Here is a 21,933-nt window from a genome sequence, read left to right as displayed (position 1 = left end):
CCATGAGTGGAATTCTCGACGGCAAGCGCATCCTCATCACCGGTGTGCTGATGGAGTCGTCCATCGCCTTCCACACCGCCAAGGTGGCCCAGGAGCAGGGTGCCGAAGTCATCCTGACCGCCTTCCCCCGGCCCACACTGACGGAGCGCATCGCCAAGAAGCTGCCGAAGCCGGCCAAGGTCATCGAGCTGGACGTGACCAACACCGAGCACCTGGACCGCCTCGAAGGCCTGGTCCGTGACGAGCTCGGTTCGCTGGACGGCGTCGTCCACTCCATCGGCTTCGCGCCGCAGGAGGCGCTCGGTGGCAACTTCCTCAACACACCGTTCGAGTCCGTCGCCACCGCGATGCATGTCTCGGCGTTCTCTCTGAAGTCGCTCGCCATGGCCTGCAAGCCGCTGATGAGCGAGGGCGGCTCGATCGTCGGCCTCACCTTCGACGCACAGTTCGCCTGGCCGCAGTACGACTGGATGGGCCCGGCCAAGGCCGCGCTGGAGGCCACGTCCCGCTACCTCGCCCGCGACCTGGGCAAGGACGACATCCGCTGCAACCTGATCTCGGCGGGCCCGATCGGCTCGATGGCCGCCAAGTCCATCCCGGGCTTCTCGGAGCTCGCGGACGTCTGGAACACCCGCTCCCCGCTCTCCTGGAACATGGCCGACCCGGAGCCGGCCGGCCGCGGTGTCGTCGCCCTGCTCTCGGACTTCTTCCCGAAGACCACGGGCGAGATCATCCACGTCGACGGTGGCGTGCACATGATGGGCGCCTGACCCCGTACGACAGGCTGTGACACGGCCGCGTACCGCCTCTGAGCAGGCGGTACGCGGCCGTCGTGCGTCTATGCCCGGCCCCGACCCGCTCAAGTCGAAAAGATGGTCGATCCACCGCAGAATGTGGTGGAACCGGACTTTTGGTCAGGCTGCGGGGAGGAGGTCGCTGTGCGCTCCACACGTCGCCGAACCTGGGCGCTGCTGGCGGCCTCCATAGCCGTCGCCGGACTTGTCGCCCCCGTGGGCATATCCATGGCGGGGCGGGCAGGAGCCGGGGCGTCCGCCCCCGCCGCTCCCACCCCCGACCCCGCCGGATCCGAATGCCGTACGTCGGTCACGGGCTCCCGGGTCGTCGCCTACTGCCACAACCCGTACCCCTCCACCGACCGCGTGCAGCTGCACACCGAATGCCGCCGCTGGTGGGACATAGACGCGGACGCCACCCCGGTCGACGTGGGACCGGGACAGACCGTGCGGCTCGACGACCGCTGCTGGAAGGAAGTCGGCTCCGTCTGGGTCACACACCGGGTGCAGGACACGCTCCAGCGCCGTCCGGCCTGATCCAAACGAAAGACTCCAGCCCCCTAGACCCGGTCCACCAGACAGCTCAGCGCATGACTCGCGGCCTCGGCCGCCGCCGTCTCCGCGTCCCCCGCCCGGATCGCCTCGACCAGCCGGCCGTGGTCCATGTGATTCTCCGGTCGGAGCTCATGGCCGACATCCACCCTGAGATAGTCGCGCAGCAGATCGCCCAGATCGGCGTAGAGACCGGTCAGCACATCGTTGTGCGAGGCCGCGACCACAGCCAGGTGCAGTGTTGCGTCCGCCGCGACGAAGGCCTCGGCGTCACCCGCGGCCCAGGTCTCCTCCCGGCGCGCCATGAGTGCGTCCAACTGCTTCAGATCCCGCTCGGTACGCCGGGCAGCGGCCAGCCGCGCCGCCGACGACTCCAGGGTGGAGCGCAGCTCGGCGACATGGCGCGGATCGGCGGAGGCGAAGCGGCGGTGCATCACGCCGGCCAGTTCACTGGTGGCGACGACATAGGTGCCCGAGCCCTGACGGATGTCGAGCAGGCCGTTGTGCGCGAGCGCGCGCACGGCCTCGCGGACGGTGTTGCGGGCCACCCCCAGCTGCTCCACCAGCTCGGGCTCGGTGGGAATCCGTGAACCCACGGGCCAGTCGCCCGAGGTGATCTGATTCCTCAGCTGGGCAATCACCTGGTCGGCGAGTGCCGAACGCCGCGGAGACGTCAGCGCCATGGTGCTCCTTGCTCGGGTTGCTGGAGTGATGAGGGGTGACGGGGGTGATGCGGGGGTTGCTCTGCTTGCAGCGAATGCTCTCAGAGGAGCGCTCGGAGGATTGGACAATCAATCATCCCATGATTCTATGATGGGCCCCATGCCCGACGACGAGACCCAGCCGCAGACCCGGACCCGGACCCTGAGCCCCGCCATCACGACGGACGCCCCCACGAAAACCCCGGCCCCGCAAGCTTCACAGGCCCCGCAGACGGCGCAGGCCGCCGCAGGGCCTTCCCCATGGCTGCTCCGGCTGGCCACCATCGGGCTCGTCCTCACCGCGCTCAACCTCCGCCCCGCCATAACCAGCCTCGGCGCACTCCTCGAAGAGGTGCAGGACGGGCTGAACATGAGCGGCAGCGTCGCCGGTGTCCTCACCTCCGTGCCGCCGCTCTGCTTCGCGGTCTTCGGCGTCATGGCGCCCCGCCTCGCCCGCCGCTTCGGCCCGGGCGCGGTTGTCTGCGCCGGCATGATCGCCATCACGGCGGGTCTGGTGATCCGGCCCCTGATCGGTGGCACGGCCGGCTTCCTCGCCGCGAGCGCCCTCGCCCTCATGGGCATCGCAGTCAGCAATGTCCTGATGCCGGTGATCGTCAAGCGCTGGTTCCCGGACCGCGTCGGCTCCATGACCGGGCTCTACTCGATGGCCTTGGCCCTCGGCACCTCGCTCGCCGCCGCCGTGACCGTGCCCATGACCAATGCGCTGGGCGGCAGCTGGAAGGCAGGCCTCGGCATCTGGGCCGTGCTCGCCGCAGCCGCGATCCTGCCCTGGATTCCGCTGGTACGGGACCGGCGCGGAGCCTTTGGGCAGCCCGCGGCCCACCACCAGGACGCCCCGGCGCTCAGGATCACCCGCAGCCGTACCGCCTGGGGCCTCGCCTGCTTCTTCGGCCTGCAGGCCACCGCCGCGTACATCACCATGGGATGGATGCCGCAGATCTTCCGCGACGCGGGGGTCTCGGCCGGTACGGCGGGCGTTCTGCTCGCCGTGACCATGGCGATGGGTGTGCCGCTCGCCTTCGTCATCCCCAGAGTCGCCATCCGGATGAAGACCCAGGGCCCGATCGTCGTCGTCCTCGGCAGCTGCGGCCTCATCGGATACGCGGGCCTCTACCTCGCACCGGCCGGCGGGGCCTGGGCCTGGGCGCTGCTCCTCGGCATCTCGAACTGCGCCTTCCCGCTCGCCCTGACCATGATCGGCATGCGGTCCCGCAGCGGCGCCGGAGTGGTCCGGCTGTCCGCGTTCGCACAGTCCACCGGCTATCTGATCTCGATCCCGGGCCCGCTGCTCGTCGGCGTGCTCCACCAGCACAGCGGCGGCTGGGGGCTGCCGATCGTGCTGATGGCGGGCCTCATGGTGCCGCAGATGGTGGCCGGAATCCTTGCCGGGCGGGACCGGACGATCGAGGACGAATGCTGAGATGCGAGACTGAACCCATGTCTCCTGTGCTCGACCCGAATCCCCAGAACGGTCAGAAGAAGCTCCTCCTCGTGCTCGGGGCGATGCTGCTGGTCACCGTGATCATCGCGGTGATCGCCTCGGTCGCATCCCCCTGAGCCGCGCGGCCGCCGGCCGATGGTGGGGCTAGCACCACCGTCCCCTAGGGGGCCAGGGTCAGGGTCAAGTGGGTGGGTCACCGGATGGGACCGGCACCCCCGCATCCGTAGGTTCTAAGTATCAGAACCGATGACCCACGGAGGCGGACATGTCGGCCCGTACGCACACCCGGTCCACCCATCCGGCCATGGGCAGCGTCGAGGTCCGGCTGCCGTGGTGGGCCATCGCGCTGCCCGCGATCGGGTTCGCCGCGCTTCTGCTGTTGATCGTGGGATCCGGCGAGGCACACGCGGCGACGACCGACCCCGCGGTCAGCCGGTTGCTTGAGCGAATCACGGCCCTGATGACCCGCTGACGGTGCCCACGCACACCGCAGGAGCCCTTCAACACCCTGCGCCGGGCGGCACATTTCGTGCGAAGCTGAGGTGTATGAGCGTCGATACACCTCGCAGGATCGTCCTTCTCAGGCATGCAAAGGCGGAATGGTCGCAGGACTCCGACCATGAGCGGCCGCTCGCGGAGCGCGGCCGCAAGGATGCCCCCGTCGCAGGCCGCAAACTCGTCGACTCCGGGATCGTCCTCGATCTGGCCCTCTGCTCGACCGCCGCCAGGACGCGCGAGACATGGAAACTGGCGGTGCACGAGCTGCCGCACCGCCCCAGGACCGTGTACGAGGAGCGCCTGTACGAGGCGTCTCCTGGCGAGCTGATCGCCCTGATCAACGAGACACCCGACGATGTGCACGACCTTCTGGTGATCGGCCACAACCCCGGTATGCACGCCGTCGCCGACGCCCTCTCGGAATCGTCCGAGGGCGACGCCCTGGCCCGGATGAACCGCGGCGGCTTCCCGACCGCGGCCTTTGCCGTCATCGAGTTCCGCGGCTCCTGGAAGGGCGTGGAGCACGGAGTGGGCAAGCTGATCGAGTACTGGACGCCCAACGACTGATCCCGCCGGCGTACGGCTCCCCCTGCTGTACGGGCAGGGCCCCGGTACGGAAATCACCGGGGCCCTGCCCGTATGTGGGTACGCGTCAGTCGACGAGACCGTCGGCGGCCTCGACCTCCTCGCGGGTGATACCGAGCAGATACAGCACGGTGTCCAGGAACGGCACGTTCACCGCGGTGTGCGCGGCCTTGCGGACCACGGGCTTGGCGTTGAAGGCCACCCCGAGCCCGGCGGTGTTCAGCATGTCGAGGTCGTTCGCACCGTCACCGATCGCGACGGTCTGCGCCAGCGGCACCCCGGCCTGCGCGGCGAAACTGCGCAGCAGCCGGGCCTTTCCGGCCCGGTCGACGATGTCGCCGACGACCCGTCCGGTGAGCTTTCCGTCGACCACTTCCAAGGTGTTGGCAGAGGCGAAGTCGAGCCCGAGCCGCTCCTTCAGATCGTCGGTCACCTGGGTGAACCCGCCCGAAACCACACCCACTTGGTAACCGAGCCGCTTCAGCGTACGGATCAGGGTGCGGGCACCCGGCGTCAGCCGCACCTCGGCGCGCACCTTGTCCACCACCGAAACATCGAGCCCCGCCAGCAGCGCCACCCGTGCGTGCAGAGACTGCTCGAAGTCGAGCTCGCCGCGCATCGCCTGCTCGGTCACCTCGGCGACCTTGTCCTCGCAGCCGGCGTGGGCGGCGAAGAGCTCGATGACCTCGTCCTGGATGAGCGTCGAGTCGACGTCCATGACGACCAGCCGCTGCGCCCGGCGGCTCAGCCCGGCCGACACGACCGCCACATCGACACCGATCCCGGCGGACTCCGTCGCCAGCGCCGTCCGCAGCTCCTCGGTCCCGGTGCCGGACACCGCGAACTCGACCGCCGTGACGGGGTACTTCGCGAGGCGGAAGATCCGGTCGATGTTGCCGCCGGTCGAGGTGATGGTGGCGGCTATGGCGGCGGTCGACTCCGCGGTCAGCGGGTGCCCGAGCACCGTCACATGGGAACGCCCGTAGCCACGCGGCCGGTTGTCACCCGTACCGGAGATGATCTCGGCCTGCAGTTTCAGCGAATCGGCCCAGCTGTGCACGGTCGCCCGCAGGTCGCCCTCGGTGGTGCCGCCCGCGGTCGGGGCGGTGACCAGCGCGCACAGGACGATGCGGCCACGGGTGACGACCTGCTCGATGTCGACGACATCGACCGAGTAGGCGGCGAGGGTGTCGAAAAGCCCGGCAGTGATCCCGGGGCGGTCCTTCCCGAAGATCTTCACGAGAAGGGTGGGTGCGTCCGTGCCCTGACGGGACTCAGGGGGCTCAGGAGACGGGGAAGACTGAGGTGGCTGAGATGCGCTCATGGTGCTCCCACCGTATCGGTCCGCCTCATCGCACCGGAGGCCCGTCCCGAGGGCCGGACAGCGCGTCGTCCCCGTACCCCCGCCCGGAGCACAGGCAGGGCGACGGACGGCACGCGCCCGGGCACACCCGGCGACCGAGGACGGACCCGAGCGGACCGGGGTGGCTCGGTCGGGCCGGCCTGTTCGCTCACGGTCCGCACGCACTCATACGCACTCATGGGACTTGCCACTCTCCGAGCCCGTTTCTCCCGATTCGACGGCGCAACGACGCAGGTCTCGGCAGGGTCTTCACCCGCCCGACTTTCGTATCGGGGACTGCTCCTGGAATAGTTCCCCACGATGTTCAGCATCCCTAGACTCCCTGTGATGGGGGTAACTCGGGGGACAACTAGTGGGGCGCGGAGTGCCGGAACTCGTACTGGAATTGAATGGCAGGACCTGGACGCTCGATCCGTCCAGGTCGTACACCCTTGGGCGCGATCCGCAGGGCGACCTGACGATCGACGACGCCAGGGTGTCGTGGCGGCATGCCACGATCAGTTGGGGGGGCCACAGTTGGTTCATCGAGGACCACGGCAGCACCAACGGCACCTATGTGCAGGGCCGGCGAATCCATCAGCTGGAAATCGGGCCCGGCTCCGCCGTACACCTGGGCAATGCCACTGACGGACCGCGGCTGAGCATCGGCGCCGCGGCGGGCGCCGATGTGTACAGCGGGCAGGGCGCGGGTGCGCAGCAGGCCCCTGCCCAGCAGCCCCAGCAGGGTGGTGCCGCCTGGCCCGGCCAGCAGGCACCCGCTCCGCAACAGCCGCAGCAGGGCTGGCAGCAGGCCCCTCAGGCCCAGCCGCAACAGCAGCCCGCGCAGCCCCAACAGCCCCAGGTCCCGCACCAGCAGGGCATGGCGAAGACGCCCGGCGCAGGCGGGCCCGGCGGTGTCGCGGGGGCCCCGCCGGTGTACGGCGACCGCAGCCCGACCACGTTCCACCAGCTGGCCCTCGGCCGCGTCATGCGCATCGGCCGTGCGCTCGAGAACGAACTGGTCGTCTCCGACCTCCAGGTCTCGCGCCACCACGCCGAGTTCCACGCGACGCCCGACGGCCGCTTCGAGATCCGTGACCTCGGATCCCACAACGGCACCTACGTCAACGGCCAGCCGCTCTCCAAGTCCGGCTCCGCGCTCATCGGCCCGAACGACATCGTCGGCGTCGGTCACTCGACCTTCCGCCTGGTCGGCGACCGGCTCGAAGAATTCGTCGACACCGGTGAGGTCTCCTTCTCCGCCCGCCACCTCACGGTGACGGTCGACGGCGGGAAGCAGATCCTCAAGGATGTCTCCTTCGGCGTCCCGGAGAAGTCGCTCATCGCGGTCATCGGCCCGTCCGGATCCGGCAAGTCCACCCTGCTCAAGGCGCTCACCGGCTACCGGCCCGCCAACCAGGGCGATGTCCTCTACGACAACCGGAACCTGTACAAGCAGTTCGCCGAGCTGCGCCAGCGCATAGGCCTGGTCCCGCAGGACGACATCCTGCACAAGGAACTCACGGTCACCAAGGCCCTCAAGTACGCGGCCAAGCTCCGCTTCCCCGCGGACACCACCGAGGCCGAGCGCCAGGCCCGGATCCTCGAAGTCCTTGCCGAGCTCAAGCTCGACATCCACAAGGACAAGAAGGTCACCTCGCTCTCCGGCGGCCAGCGCAAGCGTGTTTCCGTGGCCCTGGAGCTGCTCACCAAGCCGTCGCTGATCTTCCTGGACGAGCCGACCTCCGGCCTCGACCCGGGCATGGACCGCGATGTCATGCAGCTGCTGCGCGGCCTGGCCAACGACGGCCGTACGGTCCTCGTCGTCACGCACTCCGTCGCCGAGCTGGCGATCTGCGACAAGCTGCTCGTCATGGCGCCGGGCGGTTCCGTCGCCTACTTCGGTCCGCCGGAGGAAGCGCTCAACTTCTTCGGCTACACCACCTGGGCCGACGTATTCTCCGCGTTCGAGAACTACCGCGACTACGACTGGGCGGGCCGCTGGCGCGGTTCGCAGCACTACCAGATGTACGCCGCGGACATCGACGCCGTCGCCGCGCAGTCCGTACACATGCCGCCCCCGCAGCAGATGCGCCCGCCGAAGCCGCAGAGCTGGACGGCTCAGCTGTGGACGCTGATGCGCCGCTACGTCTCGGTGATCGCGTCCGACAAGGGCTTCATGGGCCTGATGGTGATCCTGCCCGCCGTGCTCGGCGTCGTCAGCGTGGTCATTCCGGCCGACTTCGGCCTGGCCCCGCCGAAGCCGCCGTCCCGGTTCAACGGAGCCGCCGGAACGATCATGCTGATCCTCGCGGTCGGCATGTGCTTCTCCGGCGCGGCCAACTCCGTACGAGAACTGATCAAGGAACGCGTCATCTACGAACGGGAACGGGCCACCGGTTTGTCCCGCTCCGCCTATCTGATGTCCAAGGTGATCGTCCTCGGTGTGATCACGGCCATTCAGGGTGTCATCATCTGCGGCATCGGCTTCGCCACCCGTGAGCTGCCCGCAGAGGGCCTGATCATGCCGCCGGCCGTCGAGCTCTGCCTGACGATCATCGCGCTCGGCTTCACCTCGATGATGTTCGGCCTGGTGATCTCCTCACTGGTGAAGACCGCCGAGAAGACCATGCCGCTGCTGGTCATGTTCGCGATCGTCCAGGTCGTCTTCACCGGCATCCTCTTCCAGGTGTACGGATCGCCCGGCCTGGAGCAGTTCGCCTGGCTGATGCCGTCCCGCTGGGCCATCGCCGGTGCGGGCACGACACTCGACCTCTCGCACCTCATGGCGCCGTGGGATCCGAAGAACCCGACCGACCTGGACCCGCTGTGGGAGCACTCGGCCGGTCAGTGGGGGATGAACATCTCGGTACTGCTGCTCCTCGGCATCATCTGCGGCATCGTGGTCGCGCGACTGCTGCGCCGCCACGAGCCGGAGGTCATGCGCAAGTAGGCGCGGGCACCGGCACGGAATGCCGAAGGGCGGCACCCCACGCGGGGTGCCGCCCTTCGGCGTATGCGTATGTCGTCCGAGGACGTCCGGAGTCGATCAGTATGCGCTGTTGACGTTGTCGATCGAGCCGTAACGGTCGGCGGCGTAGTTGGCCGCGGCGGTGATGTTGGCGACCGGGTCGTAGATGTTCGTCGAGGTGCCGGAGACGTGGTACGCGTTGAACGTCGGCTGGATGACCTGCAGCAGGCCGCAGGACGGGGTGCCGTTCTGGGCGTTGACGTCCCAGCCGTTGACCGCGTTCGGGTTACCGGTGGACTCCCGCATGATGTTGCGGTGCAGACCGTCGTACGAGCCGGGGATGCCGTGGGCCCTCATGATGGACAGGGCCTGGTTGATCCAGCCGTCCAGGTTGTTGGCGTAGACGGGGGTACGGGCCGCGGAGCGGCTGGCGGCCTGCGTGTCGCTGCGCTGGGCGACGGCCTTGGCCTTCACCCGGGCGGCGGCCTTGGCCTTCGCCTCGGCCTTGGCCTCGGCGACAGCGGCGGCCTTGGCCTTCGCGGCGGCCTGGGCCTTCGCCTTGACGGCGGCCTTCTTGGCCCTGGCGAGGTCGGCGGCCTTCACCAGCTTCTCGGCGGTGGAGTGCTGCTCGATGATGCTGGCCTGCACGGCCTTGACCTGCGGAGTACCGGCGACCGATGCGAGGACCACGGGGGCAACGGACACGGGGGTCTGCGCCTCGGGCTTGGCTTCGGCATTGGCGGGGACGAGCGAGAACGAGAGAGACGCGACAGCGATGGCGGAGATACCCGCGACGGAGAGCTTCTGGGTCTTGTTCAGGCGACGACGACGGCCGGGGATGCTGGACACGGACATACAGGCATACCTCTTCGAATCGCGGGAGTCCTCACGGAGGACGAAGACGGGAAGCGGTGTTTTCGCATCTCCGTCGGGGACAAGTGCAATTCTTAGCGCCAGCAAAATCCTGTGGCAAAGGTGTGACGTACGACCCCAGGTAGTGGATCACGGCCCCGCTCGAACGTGACGGCCCGCGCTCATGCCCATTGATGTGGCACTTATGTATCCACTAGCCAGCTTCGTAAGTGACGTGGGTCCTATGCCCGGCCTCACATCGACCGTGTAACAAACTCACCAACCGTTGCTTCAGCAATTCGGAGCGTGAGGTTCCGTCTCTGGGAGCAGCAGATGGACGTCCCCGAACTCATGCCAGAGGTACCCATGGCGCAGCGCCTGGGCGTATCCGTACGCCAGGGCATCCCGCCCCGCGACCGCCTCCAGCATCAGCAGATGCGAGGCCTCCGGCTCGTGCAGCCCGGTCAGCAGGCCGTCCACCGCCCGCACGCCCCGCTGTGGCCTCACCACCAGATCCGTCCACCCCGAGGCCGCCCGCACCACCCCGTCCGCCCCGGCCGACGACTCCAGCGCCCGCACGGCCGTCGTGCCGACCGCGATGACCCGCCCGACCGTCTCCCGCCCCTGCCCGTCCGGGCAGACACTCCCCGCCCTTCGCTGTTCCGCCCGGGCCGCGTTGACCAGCCGGGCCGTCGCCGGCGGCACCGCGAAACGCTCCGGGTACGGCGGCTCGTGCGCCTGTGCCGACGCCACCCCCGTGTGCAGTGTCAGCGGCGCGAACTGCACCCCGCGGCTCACCAGCGCCGCCACGAGCCGCGCGGTGAACGGCCGCGCGGCGCTCGGCATCTCCGCCGAACCGTCGCCGTCGGGGGAGGGCAGCGCAAACACCGTCTGGTACGCGGACAGCGGCTGGTCCCGCTCCGTATACCCGTAGCGGATCGGCCGCCCGTACCGCCGCAGCAGCCCCGGCACATCCACCGGCACCCGCGCCCACCACAGCCGCGCCCCCCGGCCCGCACCGCCCAACGGCTCCTCCAGCACGAGCCGCGAGCCGCCCGGCAGACGAACGACCGCCCCGGCCGGTCCACCGGGGCGCGGCTCCGTCGCCCCCGTGCCGTCCGGCCGACGCAGCTCCACCGCCCACCGCCCGTCCTCGCCCCGCGTGGAGAAGTGCACCACCACCCGGGCACCGCCCACCCGCCCGTTCACCGCGGCAGCCAACGTCGGCGACGTGTTCACCACCAGCACGTCCCCGGCCCGCAGCAGCTCCGGCAGCTCCCGGAACGCATGGTGGGAGACCTCCCGCCCACGCGAAACCAGCAGCCGTACGTCGTCCCGGCCCGCACCCCGCACCTCCGCAGGCACCCGCGCCGACAGCTCCGCGGGCACCCGCAGCGCATCCAGCGCGGTCACTGCTCCTCCTCGACGGTCCCGGACAGCTCAGCCGTTCCGGACGACTCGTTCGTTCCGGACAGCCGGAGCAGCGCCGGCGCCGCATACCGGCCACTCGCCGGCCGCCGCTCCAGCAGCCGCAGGAACGCGGGCGCCACAGTCTCCGGACGAGGCCGCGGATCCTCGTCCTCCGGCACCGCCGCCGCATAAAGATCCGTCTGCATGTCACCCGGGTCGACGGCCCACACCCGCAGCCCCGGCTCCTCCACCCCCAGCACCGCGGCCAGCTGGTCGAGCGCCGCCTTCGACGCCCCGTATCCACCCCATGTCTCGTACGGTTCCGCCCCCGCGTCCGAACTCACCACCACGACCGTGCCCGCCGCCGCCCGCAGCAGCGCCAGCGTCTCCTGCACCAGACCGAGCGCCGCGACCACATTGGTCTCCAGCGCCTGCCGCAGCCCGTCCAACGGCAACCCGTCGAGCCGTACGAGCGGCTCGGCGCCCAGCGCACTCGCATTGCTCACCAGCAGATCGAGCCCGCCGAGCCCCCGGGCGGCTGCCACCAGCTCCGCGCGGTGCCCGGCGTCCGTGACATCCCCGGCAACCCCCACCACCCGCGTCCCGTACCGGTCACCCAGCTCCTCCACGGTCCGCGCCAGCACCCCGGCCGACCTGGCATCCAGCACCAGATCCCAGCCCCGCTGCGCGAGTTCCGCCCCCAGCGCGCGCCCCAGCCCCTTTGAAGCACCCGTAATCATCGCGACAGGCATGACAACCGTCCCCTAGTTACGTCGGCAAGCACCGATGAACCTCGGCACCCCCAACGTAGAAACGCCGCCCCCCACAGCGCCTCGTCCAAGAGCCGCACCACTACAAGGCACTTCGGCCTAGGCCGACAGGACCTGGACCGGACCTAGTCCCTGCGTCCTGAGCAGCACCGTCCACAGGCCGATACGGCGCCCCCGCCCCGCCGGTACGGTGAGGCCATGAGCCATCGCCCACAGTCGGGTCTCGCAGCGGTGAGTGCCGCGCTGCTCGCCATGAGCCGGCATCTCGAAGTGCGTGATGTCCTGAAGACGATCGTCGCCTCGGCCCGCCGGCTGCTGGACGCCGAGTACGCCGCCCTGGGCGTCCCCGACGACCACGGCGGCTTCGCCCAGTTCGTCGTCGACGGCGTCAGCGACGAGCAGTGGAAGGCCATCGGCCCCCTGCCCCGGCAGCACGGCATCCTCGCCGCGATGCTCCACGAGGCGAAGCCCGAGCGCCTCGCCGACGTCCGTAAGGACCCCCGCTTCGAGGGCTGGCCCGTCGCCCACCCCGACATGTCCGACTTCCTCGGCCTGCCCATCCGGGACGGCGACGAGATCATCGGCGCACTCTTCCTCGCCAACAAGCGCTGCCCCAAACCCGAGGGCAGCTGCGGCTTCACCGCCGAGGACGAGGAACTGCTGTCGATCCTCGCCCAGCACGCGGCGATCGCCCTCACCAACGCCCGGCTGTACGAACGCAGCCGCGAGCTCACCATCGCCGAGGAACGCTCCCGGCTCGCCCATGAGCTGCACGACGCGGTCAGCCAGAAGCTGTTCTCGCTGCGGCTGACGGCCCAGGCCGCCACCGCCCTGGTCGACCGCGACCCGGCCCGCGCCAAGGGCGAGCTCCAGCAGGTCGCCGCGCTCGCCGCGGAAGCCGTGGACGAGCTGCGCGCCGCCGTCGTCGAACTGCGCCCGGCCGCGCTCGACGAGGACGGCCTCATCGCCACACTCCGTACCCAGATCCAGGTCCTGGACCGTGCCCACACGGCCCGGGTCACCTTCGAGAGCCTGGGCGTACGGGCCCTGCCCGCCGCCCAGGAGGAAGCGTTGCTCCGGGTCTCGCAGGAGGCCCTGCACAACGCACTGCGCCACTCGGGCGCCGAGCGCGTCGACGTCACGCTGGCCCGGCACGGCAGCGGCACGGTGCTGCGGATCACCGACGACGGCAGCGGCTTCGAACCCACGGCGACCCGGCAGGCAGGCCGCCACCTCGGCCTGGTGTCGATGCGGGACCGCGCAAGCGGGGTCGGCGGAAGACTCACCGTTGAATCGGCGCCCGGCAAGGGCACCACGATCGAGATGGAGGTACCCGGTGGCTGACAAGATCATCAGGGTGCTGCTGGTCGACGACCACCAGGTGGTCCGCCGCGGTCTGCGTACGTTCCTGGAGATCCAGGACGACATAGAAGTGGTCGGTGAGGCGTCCGACGGCGCAGAGGGGGTGGCCAGGACCGAGGAGCTCCGTCCCGACGTGGTCCTGATGGACATCAAGATGCCCGGCACCGACGGGATCGAGGCCCTGCGCAAGCTCCGCGAGCTGGAGAACCCGGCCAAGGTCCTCATCGTCACCAGCTTCACCGAGCAGCGCACCGTGGTCCCCGCCCTGCGAGCCGGAGCTTCCGGTTACGTATACAAGGACGTCGACCCGGACGCCCTGGCCGGCGCCATCCGCTCGGTGTACGCGGGCCACGTGCTGCTCCAGCCGGAGGTCGCGGGAGCCCTGCTCGCCCAGGACGACGCGGGCAGCGGTACGGGCCGGGGGAGCACCCTCACCGAACGGGAGCGGGAAGTGCTGGGTCTGATCGCCGACGGCCGCTCCAACCGCGAGATCGCGCGAGCACTGGTCCTCTCCGAGAAGACCGTCAAGACACACGTCTCGAACATCCTGATGAAGCTGGATCTCTCGGACCGGACCCAGGCGGCCCTCTGGGCCGTCCGGCATGGGGCGGCGGGCTGACCGACACCGAAGCGGACTGTCTTCCTCCGGACTGAGATTCATACTGTCGGGTGTATGTCACCCGGACGGCGCAACCTGTTCGGCCCCGAGGCGTTCTCCAGGGTGCTGCGGCGGCTGGCCGCAGCCACGCTAGGAGGATCCTGAAGTGAAGAACCTGAAGAAGGCCGCAGTCGTCACCATGATCGCCGGTGGAATCATCGCCGCCGGTGCCGGCGCGGCCTCCGCCACCGGCCACGGCGCAGGCGCCCACGGCGCCGCGACCCACTCCCCGGGCGTGGTCAGCGGCAACGTCGTCCAGGTCCCGGTGCACGTCCCGGTGAACGTGGTCGGCAACACCGTCAACGTGATCGGCCTGCTCAACCCGGCCTTCGGCAACTTCGGCCTGAACGGCTGACCGACCGCACGGCGCTGTGTCGCCGGCCGGGCACATCGAGCCCGTCCGGCGACACCCGAAGTCCACCCAGGCACACCCGACCCCCGTACCGGCAAACGCCAGCCCGCACCGGCAGACTCAAACCCGCACCGGCAAAATCAAGCCCGTCCGGCGATCGAGGACAAAACGGCCCCCGGACGACCCGGGCAACAGGTCCCCCCGCCGGCCGCCCAAGGCCTACCGCTCCCGCTCCTCCACATACGCGTTGTACGCGGCAACCTGCGCCCGCCGAGCCACCCGCTCCACCGGCCTCAGCGCCTCCCCCCGAGCCGCGATCTCCGACGCGCTCACCGCCCCGCCGTGCCCGTTCTCGTGCGCCACCGAGATCAGCAGCCCGACCCGCTGCGCCAGCTCCAGCACCCGCACCGCCCGCGGCGGATACCCAGGAGCCAGCACCTCGCGCCCCCGCTCCGTCCGTGCCCGGTACGCATCCACCGCCGCCTCCGCGACCGGCCCGGAACCGGCCACGTCCAACCGCGACAGCACCGCCGTCGCGTCCCGCAACGCCTCGGCGAGTTCCCGCTCCGCCTCACCCAGCGACGGCACATCGGCCGGCGGCGCCTCCCGTACCGGCAGACAGCGCCACACCACCTCGACGTGCAGATCCCCCTCCGGCCCCACCTCACGTACCTCGGGAACCAGCCCGTACGGCGCACCGAACGAGACCACCGCCTCCTCGGCCTCCAGCGCTTGCGCATTGAAGTCCGGCGGACCGCTCAGCCCCAGCGGATGCCCGGGCGCCGGCAGCGCGACCCGGAAACCGGTCACCCCCAGACTCCGCAACCGCCCGAGCGCCAGCGTGAGCCCGACCGGCCCCGCCTCACCCGGCAGTCCCTCGACGCGGTGCACCGCGTCCTCCCCGACAATGGCGAGTGCCGCGTCGTCCGGCGACACAAGTCCGGCCAGAAGCGCGTTTCCCCAAGCGGCCAGCAGCCCTGAGCGTGGTTCCGAAAGCATGGGAACAGCCTAGGGAACGGACCCGGGGCCTGTCGTCACACGGGCCCAGCGCCGGGAGCCCTCCTGCGGTGGCGTAGATTTCCCTGGGAGCTGTGCCCACAGGCACGCGACGATCTCGACACTGCATGGGGAGACAACGCGCCATGAGCGATGTACTGGAGCTGGTGGACGTATCCGTGGTCCGCGACGGACGCGCTCTGGTGGACGACGTCTCCTGGCAGGTCAAGGAGGGGGAGCGCTGGGTCATCCTCGGCCCGAACGGCGCCGGTAAGACCACCCTCCTCAACATCGCGTCCAGCTACCTCTTCCCGAGCACCGGCACCGCCAAGATCCTCGGCGAGCAGCTCGGCGGCGTCGGCACCGATGTCTTCGAACTCCGCCCCCGCATCGGTATCGCGGGCGTCGCCATGGCCGAGAAGCTGCCCAGGCGCCAGACCGTTCTGCAGACCGTGCTCACCGCCGCCTACGGCATGACCGCCACCTGGCACGAGAACTACGAAGCCGTCGACGAGGAGCGCGCCCGCGCCTTCCTCGACCGGCTCGGCATGACCGAGTACCTCGACCGCAAGTTCGGCACCCTGTCCGAGGGCGAGCGCAAGCGCACCCTGATCGCCCGCGCCATGATGACCGACCCCGAACTGCTGCTTCTCGACGAGCCCGCCGCGGGACTCGACCTCGGTGGCCGCGAGGACCTGGTCCGCCGCCTCGGCCGACTGGCCCGCGACCCGTACGCCCCCTCCATGATCATGGTCACCCACCATGTCGAGGAGATCGCCCCCGGCTTCACCCACGTCCTGATGATCCGCCAGGGCAAGGTGCTCGCCGCGGGCCCCATGGAGACCGAACTCAGCTCCCGCAACCTCTCCCTCTGCTTCGGCCTGCCGCTCGTCGTCGAGCACACCGGCGACCGCTACACGGCCCACGGACTGCCGCTCTCGTAGGCGCAGCCGGACGACAGTCTCCGGACGTAACGCCGCAGCCGTCCGCCCGCGCCCTGTCCGCGAGGGCACCCGCAGTCCTACCATGACCACGTGGACATCGACGCGTGGGTGTGGTGGCTGATCGGCGCGGTGGGACTGGGCATCCCGCTCGTCCTGACCGCGATGCCCGAGTTCGGCATGTTCGCCGTCGGAGCGGTCGCCGCGGCAGTCGTCGCGGCACTCGGCGGCGGCATCGTGGCCCAAGTACTCGTATTCGTCGTGGTTTCCGTGGCACTCATCGCCGTGGTCCGCCCGATCGCCGCCAGACACCGTACCGACCGGCCCCAACTCGCCACCGGCATCGATGCGCTGAAAGGCCGTCAGGCCGTCGTCCTGGAACGGGTCGACGGCAGCGGCGGCCGGATCAAGCTGGCCGGAGAGATCTGGTCCGCCCGCGCACTCGACGAGGACCAGAGCTTCGATCCGGGCCAACAGGTCGATGTCGTCGACATCGACGGAGCTACGGCAGTCGTCATGTGACCGAACCACCCACACAGCAGAGCGCGTTCTGTCAGACTCGAAGTCGATCATCATGAGATCGGGGCCGTCGAGGCATACGGCTCCTCCCGCGATCTCGACCTCGATCATCGCGATCCGTCGGCAACCGAAGGGCAACGAGGAACACGATGCAACCGATCATCATCGTCCTGATCATTCTGGTGGTGCTCGTCTTCATCGCCCTGATCAAGACGATCCAGGTCATCCCGCAGGCCAGCGCCGCCATCGTGGAGCGCTTCGGCCGCTACACCCGCACGCTCAACGCAGGCCTGAACATCGTCGTTCCATTCATCGACTCCATCAGGAACCGCATCGACCTCCGTGAACAGGTCGTGCCGTTCCCGCCCCAGCCGGTGATCACCCAGGACAACCTGGTCGTCAACATCGACACCGTCATCTACTACCAGGTGACCGACGCAAGGGCCGCGACCTACGAAGTCGCCAGCTACATCCAGGCGATCGAGCAGCTCACCGTCACCACCCTTCGCAACATCATCGGTGGCATGGACCTGGAGCGGACCCTGACCTCCCGCGAGGAGATCAACGCCGCCCTCCGCGGAGTCCTCGACGAGGCGACCGGCAAGTGGGGCATCCGCGTCAACCGCGTCGAGCTCAAGGCGATCGAACCGCCCACCTCCATCCAGGACTCGATGGAGAAGCAGATGCGTGCCGACCGCGACAAGCGCGCCGCGATCCTCCAGGCCGAAGGAACCAGGCAGTCCGCGATCCTCACCGCGGAGGGCGAGAAGCAGTCCGCGATCCTGCGCGCCGAAGGTGAGGCCAAGGCATCGGCCCTGCGCGCGGAGGGCGAGGCCCAGGCCATCCGTACGGTCTTCGAGTCCATCCACGCCGGCGACCCGGACCAGAAGCTCCTCTCGTACCAGTACCTCCAGATGCTCCCGAAGATCGCCGAGGGCGACGCCAACAAGCTCTGGATCGTGCCCAGCGAGATCGGCGACGCCCTCAAGGGTCTCAGCGGGGCCTTCGGCAACCTCGGCTCCGGCGTCCCCGGCTTCGACACCGGCAAGGAACGTCGAGAGCAGCCCCCGGTCGACTGACGCGTACACGCCCTCGTGCATGATCAGTGCACCAAGCACCGATCATGCACGGGGGATTCGCCATGAACACCTGGGAGATGCTCGCCGTCTTCGTCGCGGGCATCAGCGCCGGCACGATCAATACGATCGTCGGCTCAGGAACCCTGATCACCTTCCCCGTACTGCTCGCCACCGGCCTGCCCCCGGTCACCGCCACCGTCTCCAACGCCCTCGGTCTGATCCCCGGTTCCATCAGCGGCGCCATCGGCTACCGCAAGGAACTCGCAGGACAGGGCCGCCGCGTCCGCAAACTCGCCATCGGCGCCCTGATCGGCGGCCTCACCGGCGCCACTCTCCTGTTGTCCCTGCCCTCCACGGCCTTCGAGACGATCGTGCCGATCCTGGTGGCCCTGGCCCTCGTCCTGGTCATCCTGCAACCCCGCATCAGCAAAGCGGTCCAGCGCCGACGCGAACACACCGGCACCCCCGCCCGCCACGACGGGGGCCCGCTCCTCTTCGTCGGACTGATGCTCGCCAGCGTCTACGGCGGCTACTTCACCGCCGCCCAGGGGATCATCTACCTCTCCCTGATGGGCATGCTGCTCGACGACACGATGCAGCGGCTCAACGCCGTCAAGAACGTCCTGGCCGCCGTCGTCAACAGCATCGCCGCGCTCTTCTTCCTCTTCGTCGCGGACTTCGACTGGACGGCCGTCGCACTGATCGCGATCGGCTCCGCACTCGGCGGCCAGATCGGCGCCAAGATCGGCCGCCGCCTCAGCCCCACCTTCCTGCGCAGCCTCATCGTCGCGGTCGGCACTGTCGCCATCGTCCAGCTGCTGCTCCGCTGACACACAGATGCCCGCCTCCGCAAGGAGACGGGCATCCGATACGACAACATGCGTACGCCGACTACGCCGCGGTGCGGTCCAACCACTCCGGCAGCGCCGATCGCTCACCGGCCCCCAGAGCCAGCAGCATCGCCTCCGCCGGAGACGGTATGAACGGCTGCCGCAGCAACGGCATCCCCGCCTGCTCCGGCGTCCGGGCCGCCTTGCGATGATTGTCCTCGGCGCAGGACGCCACCGTGTTCAGCCAGGAGTCCTGGCCGCCCTGGGCACGCGGCACCACATGGTCGACGGTGCTCGCCCGCCGCCCGCAGTACGCGCACCGGTGCTGGTCCCGTATCAGCACGCCCCTTCTGGACCACGGAGCCTGTCTTCGGAACGGCACCCGTACGTACCGGCAGAGCCTGATCACCCGGGGCACCGGAATGTCCACGGCGGCGCCACGCATACGGAGATCGGGGTGCGACTGCTCGACGACAGCCTTGTCCTGCAGAATCAGCACCACCGCACGGTTCAGCGTCACCGTCGACAGCGGCTCGAAGCTCGCGTTCAGCACCAGCGTGTCCCGCATCTCGCCCACCTCCCGTGTGCCGCCCGCCCCCTGGCAGGCCCGGATCAACTCTGGCCGGGCAGGCCGTGATGGCAGGCCGTGATGGACAACGCAATAAAAAATGCCCTGCCCTGATCTCTCCAAGACCAGGGCAGGGCAAACAGCAGGGGAACTCTCGGCTCACCGGGTACTAGGCGGGACCCGTGTACTCACCGATCAGCTGAGCACGGCCCAGCGTGTGGAACCGCAGATTGAATCCGACGACCGCGGGCGACACATCGCTGTCGACACCCAGCTTCTCGCTGTCCACCGCGTACACGGTGAAGACATAGCGGTGGTTCTCACCGGCCGGCGGCGCGGCACCACCGAAGTCCTTCGACCCGTAGTCGTTACGGACCTGTACGGCACCGGCCGGCAGCCCCTCGAATTTCCCGCTGCCCGCACCGGCCGGCAGCCCCGTGACCGACGCCGGGATGTCGAAGAGCACCCAGTGCCAGAATCCGCTGCCCGTCGGAGCATCGGGATCGAAGCAGGTCACGGCGAAACTCTTGGTATCAGCCGGGAATCCTTCCCACCGCAGCTGCGGCGAAGTGTTCCCGGCCGCGAACACCTGGGCATCAGCCAGCACGGCCCCGGGCGCGAGATCCTCGCTCACCACCGTGAACGACGGCACCTCGGGATGGAAGTCGTGCGGCAGCGGCGCCCTCTTCGGCTCGGTCACGTCAGCACCTCTCCTGATCGCTCTACTGCTGTCAGCAGGTTTCCCACCGACCCTAGAGCCAGTTGCGCTGACCGCCGACCTGAGCGAGCCACTGATTGAGGTACGCCGCCCAGTCGGTCCCCTGGAAGTCGTTCAGCCCGACCTTGAACGCGCGGTACGAGTCGCTGCCCTCGCTGAAGAGCCCCGGCTTCTTGTCCATCTCCAGGACGACGTCCATCTCGCGGTCGTCCGCGACGAACGTCAGCTCCACCTGGTTCAGCCCGCGGTACTGCTGCGGCGGGAAGAACTCGATCTCCTGGTAGAACGGCAGCCGCTGGCGCGTACCGCGAATGTGGCCGCGCTCCATGTCCGCACTGCGGAAGCCGAAGCCGAGCTGCCCGAAAGCGTCGAGAATGGCCTGCTGGGCCGGGAGCGGGTGCACATTGATCGGGTCCAGGTCGCCCGAGTCCAGCGCCCGCGCGATCTCCAGCTCCGTGGTCACGCCGATATTCATGCCGGGCAGATGCTGACCGGCGAACATCGTGAGCGGCGTCTCCCACGGAATTTCGAGCCCGAACGGTACGACGTGCACGGCACCGGCCCGCACCTCGAACGCGCCACCGAGCCGGAGCTTGGTGAACTCGATGTCCTGCTTGGTCTCCGTGTCCTGGCCCTCGACCTCGACCCGGGCCTGCAGACCGACGGAGAGCCCCTCGATCTGCTGATCCACGGATCCGCCCTGGATCCGCACCTCGCCCTGGACGACCCCACCAGGAACGACATTGAGTTCGGTCAGCTCGGTCTCCACCGAAGCACCGCCGGCACCCATGCTCGCGAGCAGCCGCTTGAAGCCCATGTTTACTCCTCCTTGGTCCTGACCCCTAGATACGCGCCACGACCGTAGTCGGTTCCCGGTAACCTCGAACGCCATGATCGAGGGCCTGGACCGTACGCCACTGACACGCGACTTCTTCGACCGCCCCGTACTGGACGTGGCACCCGACCTCCTGGGCCGGACCCTGGTACGCACCACCCCCGACGGCCCCATCGAACTCCGCCTCACCGAGGTGGAGGCATACGCCGGCGAGATCGACCCCGGATCGCATGCGTTCAGAGGCCGCACCCCGCGCAACAGCGTCATGTACGGACCACCCGGCCACGCGTACGTGTACTTCACCTACGGCATGTGGCACTGCCTCAACCTGGTGTGCGGCCCGGAGGGCAAGGCCAGCGGTGTCCTTCTCCGCGCCGGCCACATCCAGGTCGGCGCCGACCTCACCCGCAAACGTCGAATCTCGGCCCGTAATGACAAGGAACTGGCCAAAGGCCCGGCCCGACTGGCCACCGCCCTCGACGTCGACCGCGCACTGAACGGCACAGACGCCATCGCCCACCCCGGCGCCCCGCTGTCCGTACTGCGCGGCACCCCACCACCCCGCGACCAGGTACGCAACGGTCCGCGCACCGGAGTGGGCGGCGACGGAGCCACACACCCGTGGCGCTTCTGGATCGACGGAGATCCCACGGTGAGCCCCTACAGAGCCCATGTGCCACGCCGCCGAGCAACTTGACTCGCCCTTAGGGGCCGCCTAATGTAGTCCGAGCCGCTTGAAACGGGTACTGCTGTCGGTACGGTCCATCGGACCGCCCCGAGCATCCGGAAGCGGCCAACCACTACCTACGACTCACCCTGGCGGGTGCGAATTCGGCATGCCGTAATTCGACCCCAGCGACTCGATTATGAGTCGCCAAGGAAATCGGTTAATGTAGTGGAACGCCGAAAGGCAAAGGCCACTCCAACGGCCACCGGAATTCAAATTCGGACCGGAAACGGAACGAAAAAGAATCTGGTAAGGTTGGAACCGCCGGAAAGGGAAACGCGAAAGCAAAGAACTGGAAAGCGCAGTAAAAATTCTCCTGCTCTGCAGGGGGCCCGCTTCGACCGGGAATCGGACACGAAAGAGTCTGATAGAGTCGGAAACGCAAGACCGAAGGGAAAAGCCCGGAGGAAA

Annotated in this window: 24 protein-coding genes; 15 read left to right on the top strand and 9 right to left on the bottom strand. The window is 68.9% G+C overall.

Features of this window, described 5'->3' with window-relative positions; genetic code table 11:
• Positions 1-2: 2 nt before the first annotated feature.
• Positions 3-770 carry an enoyl-ACP reductase FabI gene (gene fabI / locus ACGFU7_RS00120; protein WP_393690716.1) on the top strand — a complete coding sequence of 256 codons (768 nt, stop codon included), beginning with the start codon at positions 3-5 and terminating at the stop codon, positions 768-770.
• Between the two features lie 168 nt (positions 771-938).
• Positions 939-1,331, top strand: a complete 393-nt coding sequence (locus ACGFU7_RS00115; RefSeq protein ID WP_393690714.1) for a hypothetical protein — start codon at positions 939-941, stop codon at positions 1,329-1,331.
• 23 nt (positions 1,332-1,354) lie between these two features.
• Here the strand turns inward: ACGFU7_RS00115 and ACGFU7_RS00110 are convergent, their stop codons facing one another.
• On the bottom strand, positions 1,355-2,029 hold the full coding sequence (locus tag ACGFU7_RS00110; protein ID WP_393690712.1) for a FadR/GntR family transcriptional regulator: 675 nt from the start codon (positions 2,027-2,029) through the stop codon (positions 1,355-1,357).
• Positions 2,030-2,168: 139 nt separating this feature from the next.
• Here ACGFU7_RS00110 and ACGFU7_RS00105 point away from each other — a divergent pair, with 139 nt between their 5' ends.
• The 4 genes from ACGFU7_RS00105 (at position 2,169) to ACGFU7_RS00090 (ending at position 4,574) form a co-directional block, all read left to right on the top strand.
• Positions 2,169-3,488 (top strand): CynX/NimT family MFS transporter, encoded by a 1,320-nt coding sequence (locus tag ACGFU7_RS00105; RefSeq protein ID WP_393690710.1) that lies wholly within the window; start codon positions 2,169-2,171, stop codon positions 3,486-3,488.
• A 26-nt stretch (positions 3,489-3,514) separates the two neighbouring features.
• Positions 3,515-3,625: an SGM_5486 family transporter-associated protein gene (locus tag ACGFU7_RS00100; protein ID WP_266365722.1), complete on the top strand. Its 111-nt coding sequence runs from the start codon at positions 3,515-3,517 to the stop codon at positions 3,623-3,625.
• A gap of 149 nt (positions 3,626-3,774) precedes the next feature.
• Positions 3,775-3,981, top strand: coding sequence for a hypothetical protein (locus tag ACGFU7_RS00095; protein WP_393690708.1), 207 nt, complete (start codon positions 3,775-3,777; stop codon positions 3,979-3,981).
• A 74-nt stretch (positions 3,982-4,055) separates the two neighbouring features.
• Positions 4,056-4,574: a SixA phosphatase family protein gene (locus ACGFU7_RS00090; RefSeq protein WP_393690706.1), complete on the top strand. Its 519-nt coding sequence runs from the start codon at positions 4,056-4,058 to the stop codon at positions 4,572-4,574.
• An 85-nt stretch (positions 4,575-4,659) separates the two neighbouring features.
• Here the strand turns inward: ACGFU7_RS00090 and serB are convergent, their stop codons facing one another.
• Positions 4,660-5,916: a phosphoserine phosphatase SerB gene (gene serB / locus ACGFU7_RS00085; RefSeq protein WP_351206168.1), complete on the bottom strand. Its 1,257-nt coding sequence runs from the start codon at positions 5,914-5,916 to the stop codon at positions 4,660-4,662.
• Positions 5,917-6,307: 391 nt separating this feature from the next.
• On the opposite strand from serB, the gene ACGFU7_RS00080 reads away from it, so the two are divergent.
• A complete protein-coding gene (locus ACGFU7_RS00080; RefSeq protein ID WP_393690704.1) occupies positions 6,308-8,887 on the top strand; it encodes an FHA domain-containing protein in 2,580 nt (859 codons plus the stop codon).
• 96 nt (positions 8,888-8,983) lie between these two features.
• Here the strand turns inward: ACGFU7_RS00080 and ACGFU7_RS00075 are convergent, their stop codons facing one another.
• The 3 genes from ACGFU7_RS00075 to ACGFU7_RS00065 all read right to left on the bottom strand — a co-directional run bounded on the left by ACGFU7_RS00075 (position 8,984) and on the right by ACGFU7_RS00065 (position 11,919).
• Entirely contained in the window at positions 8,984-9,760 is a 777-nt protein-coding gene (locus ACGFU7_RS00075; protein WP_393690702.1) for a transglycosylase SLT domain-containing protein, read from the bottom strand.
• 288 nt (positions 9,761-10,048) lie between these two features.
• Positions 10,049-11,170 (bottom strand): S-adenosylmethionine:tRNA ribosyltransferase-isomerase, encoded by a 1,122-nt coding sequence (locus tag ACGFU7_RS00070; RefSeq protein WP_393690700.1) that lies wholly within the window; start codon positions 11,168-11,170, stop codon positions 10,049-10,051.
• Positions 11,167-11,919, bottom strand: a complete 753-nt coding sequence (locus tag ACGFU7_RS00065; protein ID WP_393690698.1) for an SDR family NAD(P)-dependent oxidoreductase — start codon at positions 11,917-11,919, stop codon at positions 11,167-11,169. Before ACGFU7_RS00065 ends, ACGFU7_RS00070 begins: the two co-directional genes overlap by 4 nt.
• Before the next feature lie 216 nt (positions 11,920-12,135).
• On the opposite strand from ACGFU7_RS00065, the gene ACGFU7_RS00060 reads away from it, so the two are divergent.
• The 3 genes from ACGFU7_RS00060 (at position 12,136) to ACGFU7_RS00050 (ending at position 14,312) form a co-directional block, all read left to right on the top strand.
• Positions 12,136-13,281, top strand: coding sequence for a GAF domain-containing sensor histidine kinase (locus tag ACGFU7_RS00060; protein ID WP_393690696.1), 1,146 nt, complete (start codon positions 12,136-12,138; stop codon positions 13,279-13,281).
• Positions 13,274-13,918, top strand: coding sequence for a response regulator (locus ACGFU7_RS00055; RefSeq protein WP_393690694.1), 645 nt, complete (start codon positions 13,274-13,276; stop codon positions 13,916-13,918). Before ACGFU7_RS00060 ends, ACGFU7_RS00055 begins: the two co-directional genes overlap by 8 nt.
• Before the next feature lie 145 nt (positions 13,919-14,063).
• Positions 14,064-14,312: a chaplin family protein gene (locus ACGFU7_RS00050; RefSeq protein ID WP_393690692.1), complete on the top strand. Its 249-nt coding sequence runs from the start codon at positions 14,064-14,066 to the stop codon at positions 14,310-14,312.
• 216 nt (positions 14,313-14,528) lie between these two features.
• Here the strand turns inward: ACGFU7_RS00050 and ACGFU7_RS00045 are convergent, their stop codons facing one another.
• On the bottom strand, positions 14,529-15,308 hold the full coding sequence (locus tag ACGFU7_RS00045; RefSeq protein ID WP_393690690.1) for a hypothetical protein: 780 nt from the start codon (positions 15,306-15,308) through the stop codon (positions 14,529-14,531).
• 143 nt (positions 15,309-15,451) lie between these two features.
• On the opposite strand from ACGFU7_RS00045, the gene ACGFU7_RS00040 reads away from it, so the two are divergent.
• The 4 genes from ACGFU7_RS00040 (at position 15,452) to ACGFU7_RS00025 (ending at position 18,674) form a co-directional block, all read left to right on the top strand.
• Entirely contained in the window at positions 15,452-16,249 is a 798-nt protein-coding gene (locus ACGFU7_RS00040; RefSeq protein ID WP_383975349.1) for an ABC transporter ATP-binding protein, read from the top strand.
• 90 nt (positions 16,250-16,339) lie between these two features.
• The gene (locus tag ACGFU7_RS00035) at positions 16,340-16,768 is read left to right on the top strand and encodes an NfeD family protein (protein WP_393690688.1); all 429 of its coding nucleotides are present in this window, start codon (positions 16,340-16,342) and stop codon (positions 16,766-16,768) included.
• 146 nt (positions 16,769-16,914) lie between these two features.
• Positions 16,915-17,844 carry an SPFH domain-containing protein gene (locus ACGFU7_RS00030; protein WP_361452648.1) on the top strand — a complete coding sequence of 310 codons (930 nt, stop codon included), beginning with the start codon at positions 16,915-16,917 and terminating at the stop codon, positions 17,842-17,844.
• 62 nt (positions 17,845-17,906) lie between these two features.
• Positions 17,907-18,674 carry a sulfite exporter TauE/SafE family protein gene (locus ACGFU7_RS00025; protein WP_393690686.1) on the top strand — a complete coding sequence of 256 codons (768 nt, stop codon included), beginning with the start codon at positions 17,907-17,909 and terminating at the stop codon, positions 18,672-18,674.
• Positions 18,675-18,735: 61 nt separating this feature from the next.
• Here ACGFU7_RS00025 and ACGFU7_RS00020 read toward each other — a convergent pair whose 3' ends face one another.
• The 3 genes from ACGFU7_RS00020 to ACGFU7_RS00010 all read right to left on the bottom strand — a co-directional run bounded on the left by ACGFU7_RS00020 (position 18,736) and on the right by ACGFU7_RS00010 (position 20,777).
• A complete protein-coding gene (locus tag ACGFU7_RS00020) occupies positions 18,736-19,242 on the bottom strand; it encodes an HNH endonuclease (RefSeq protein WP_393690685.1) in 507 nt (168 codons plus the stop codon).
• A gap of 169 nt (positions 19,243-19,411) precedes the next feature.
• Complete coding sequence (locus ACGFU7_RS00015; RefSeq protein ID WP_393690683.1) at positions 19,412-19,942, bottom strand: YbhB/YbcL family Raf kinase inhibitor-like protein; 531 nt, start codon at positions 19,940-19,942, stop codon at positions 19,412-19,414.
• 52 nt (positions 19,943-19,994) lie between these two features.
• Positions 19,995-20,777 (bottom strand): sporulation protein, encoded by a 783-nt coding sequence (locus ACGFU7_RS00010; protein WP_393690682.1) that lies wholly within the window; start codon positions 20,775-20,777, stop codon positions 19,995-19,997.
• Between the two features lie 73 nt (positions 20,778-20,850).
• On the opposite strand from ACGFU7_RS00010, the gene ACGFU7_RS00005 reads away from it, so the two are divergent.
• Positions 20,851-21,492: a DNA-3-methyladenine glycosylase gene (locus ACGFU7_RS00005; RefSeq protein WP_393690680.1), complete on the top strand. Its 642-nt coding sequence runs from the start codon at positions 20,851-20,853 to the stop codon at positions 21,490-21,492.
• The last annotated feature ends 441 nt before the right edge of the window (positions 21,493-21,933 follow it).

Origin of the sequence: Streptomyces sp. NPDC048473, from assembly GCF_043200155.1 — a bacterium.
Lineage (GTDB): Bacteria > Actinomycetota > Actinomycetes > Streptomycetales > Streptomycetaceae > Streptomyces.
This window is presented reverse-complemented; position numbering and strand designations above follow the sequence as displayed.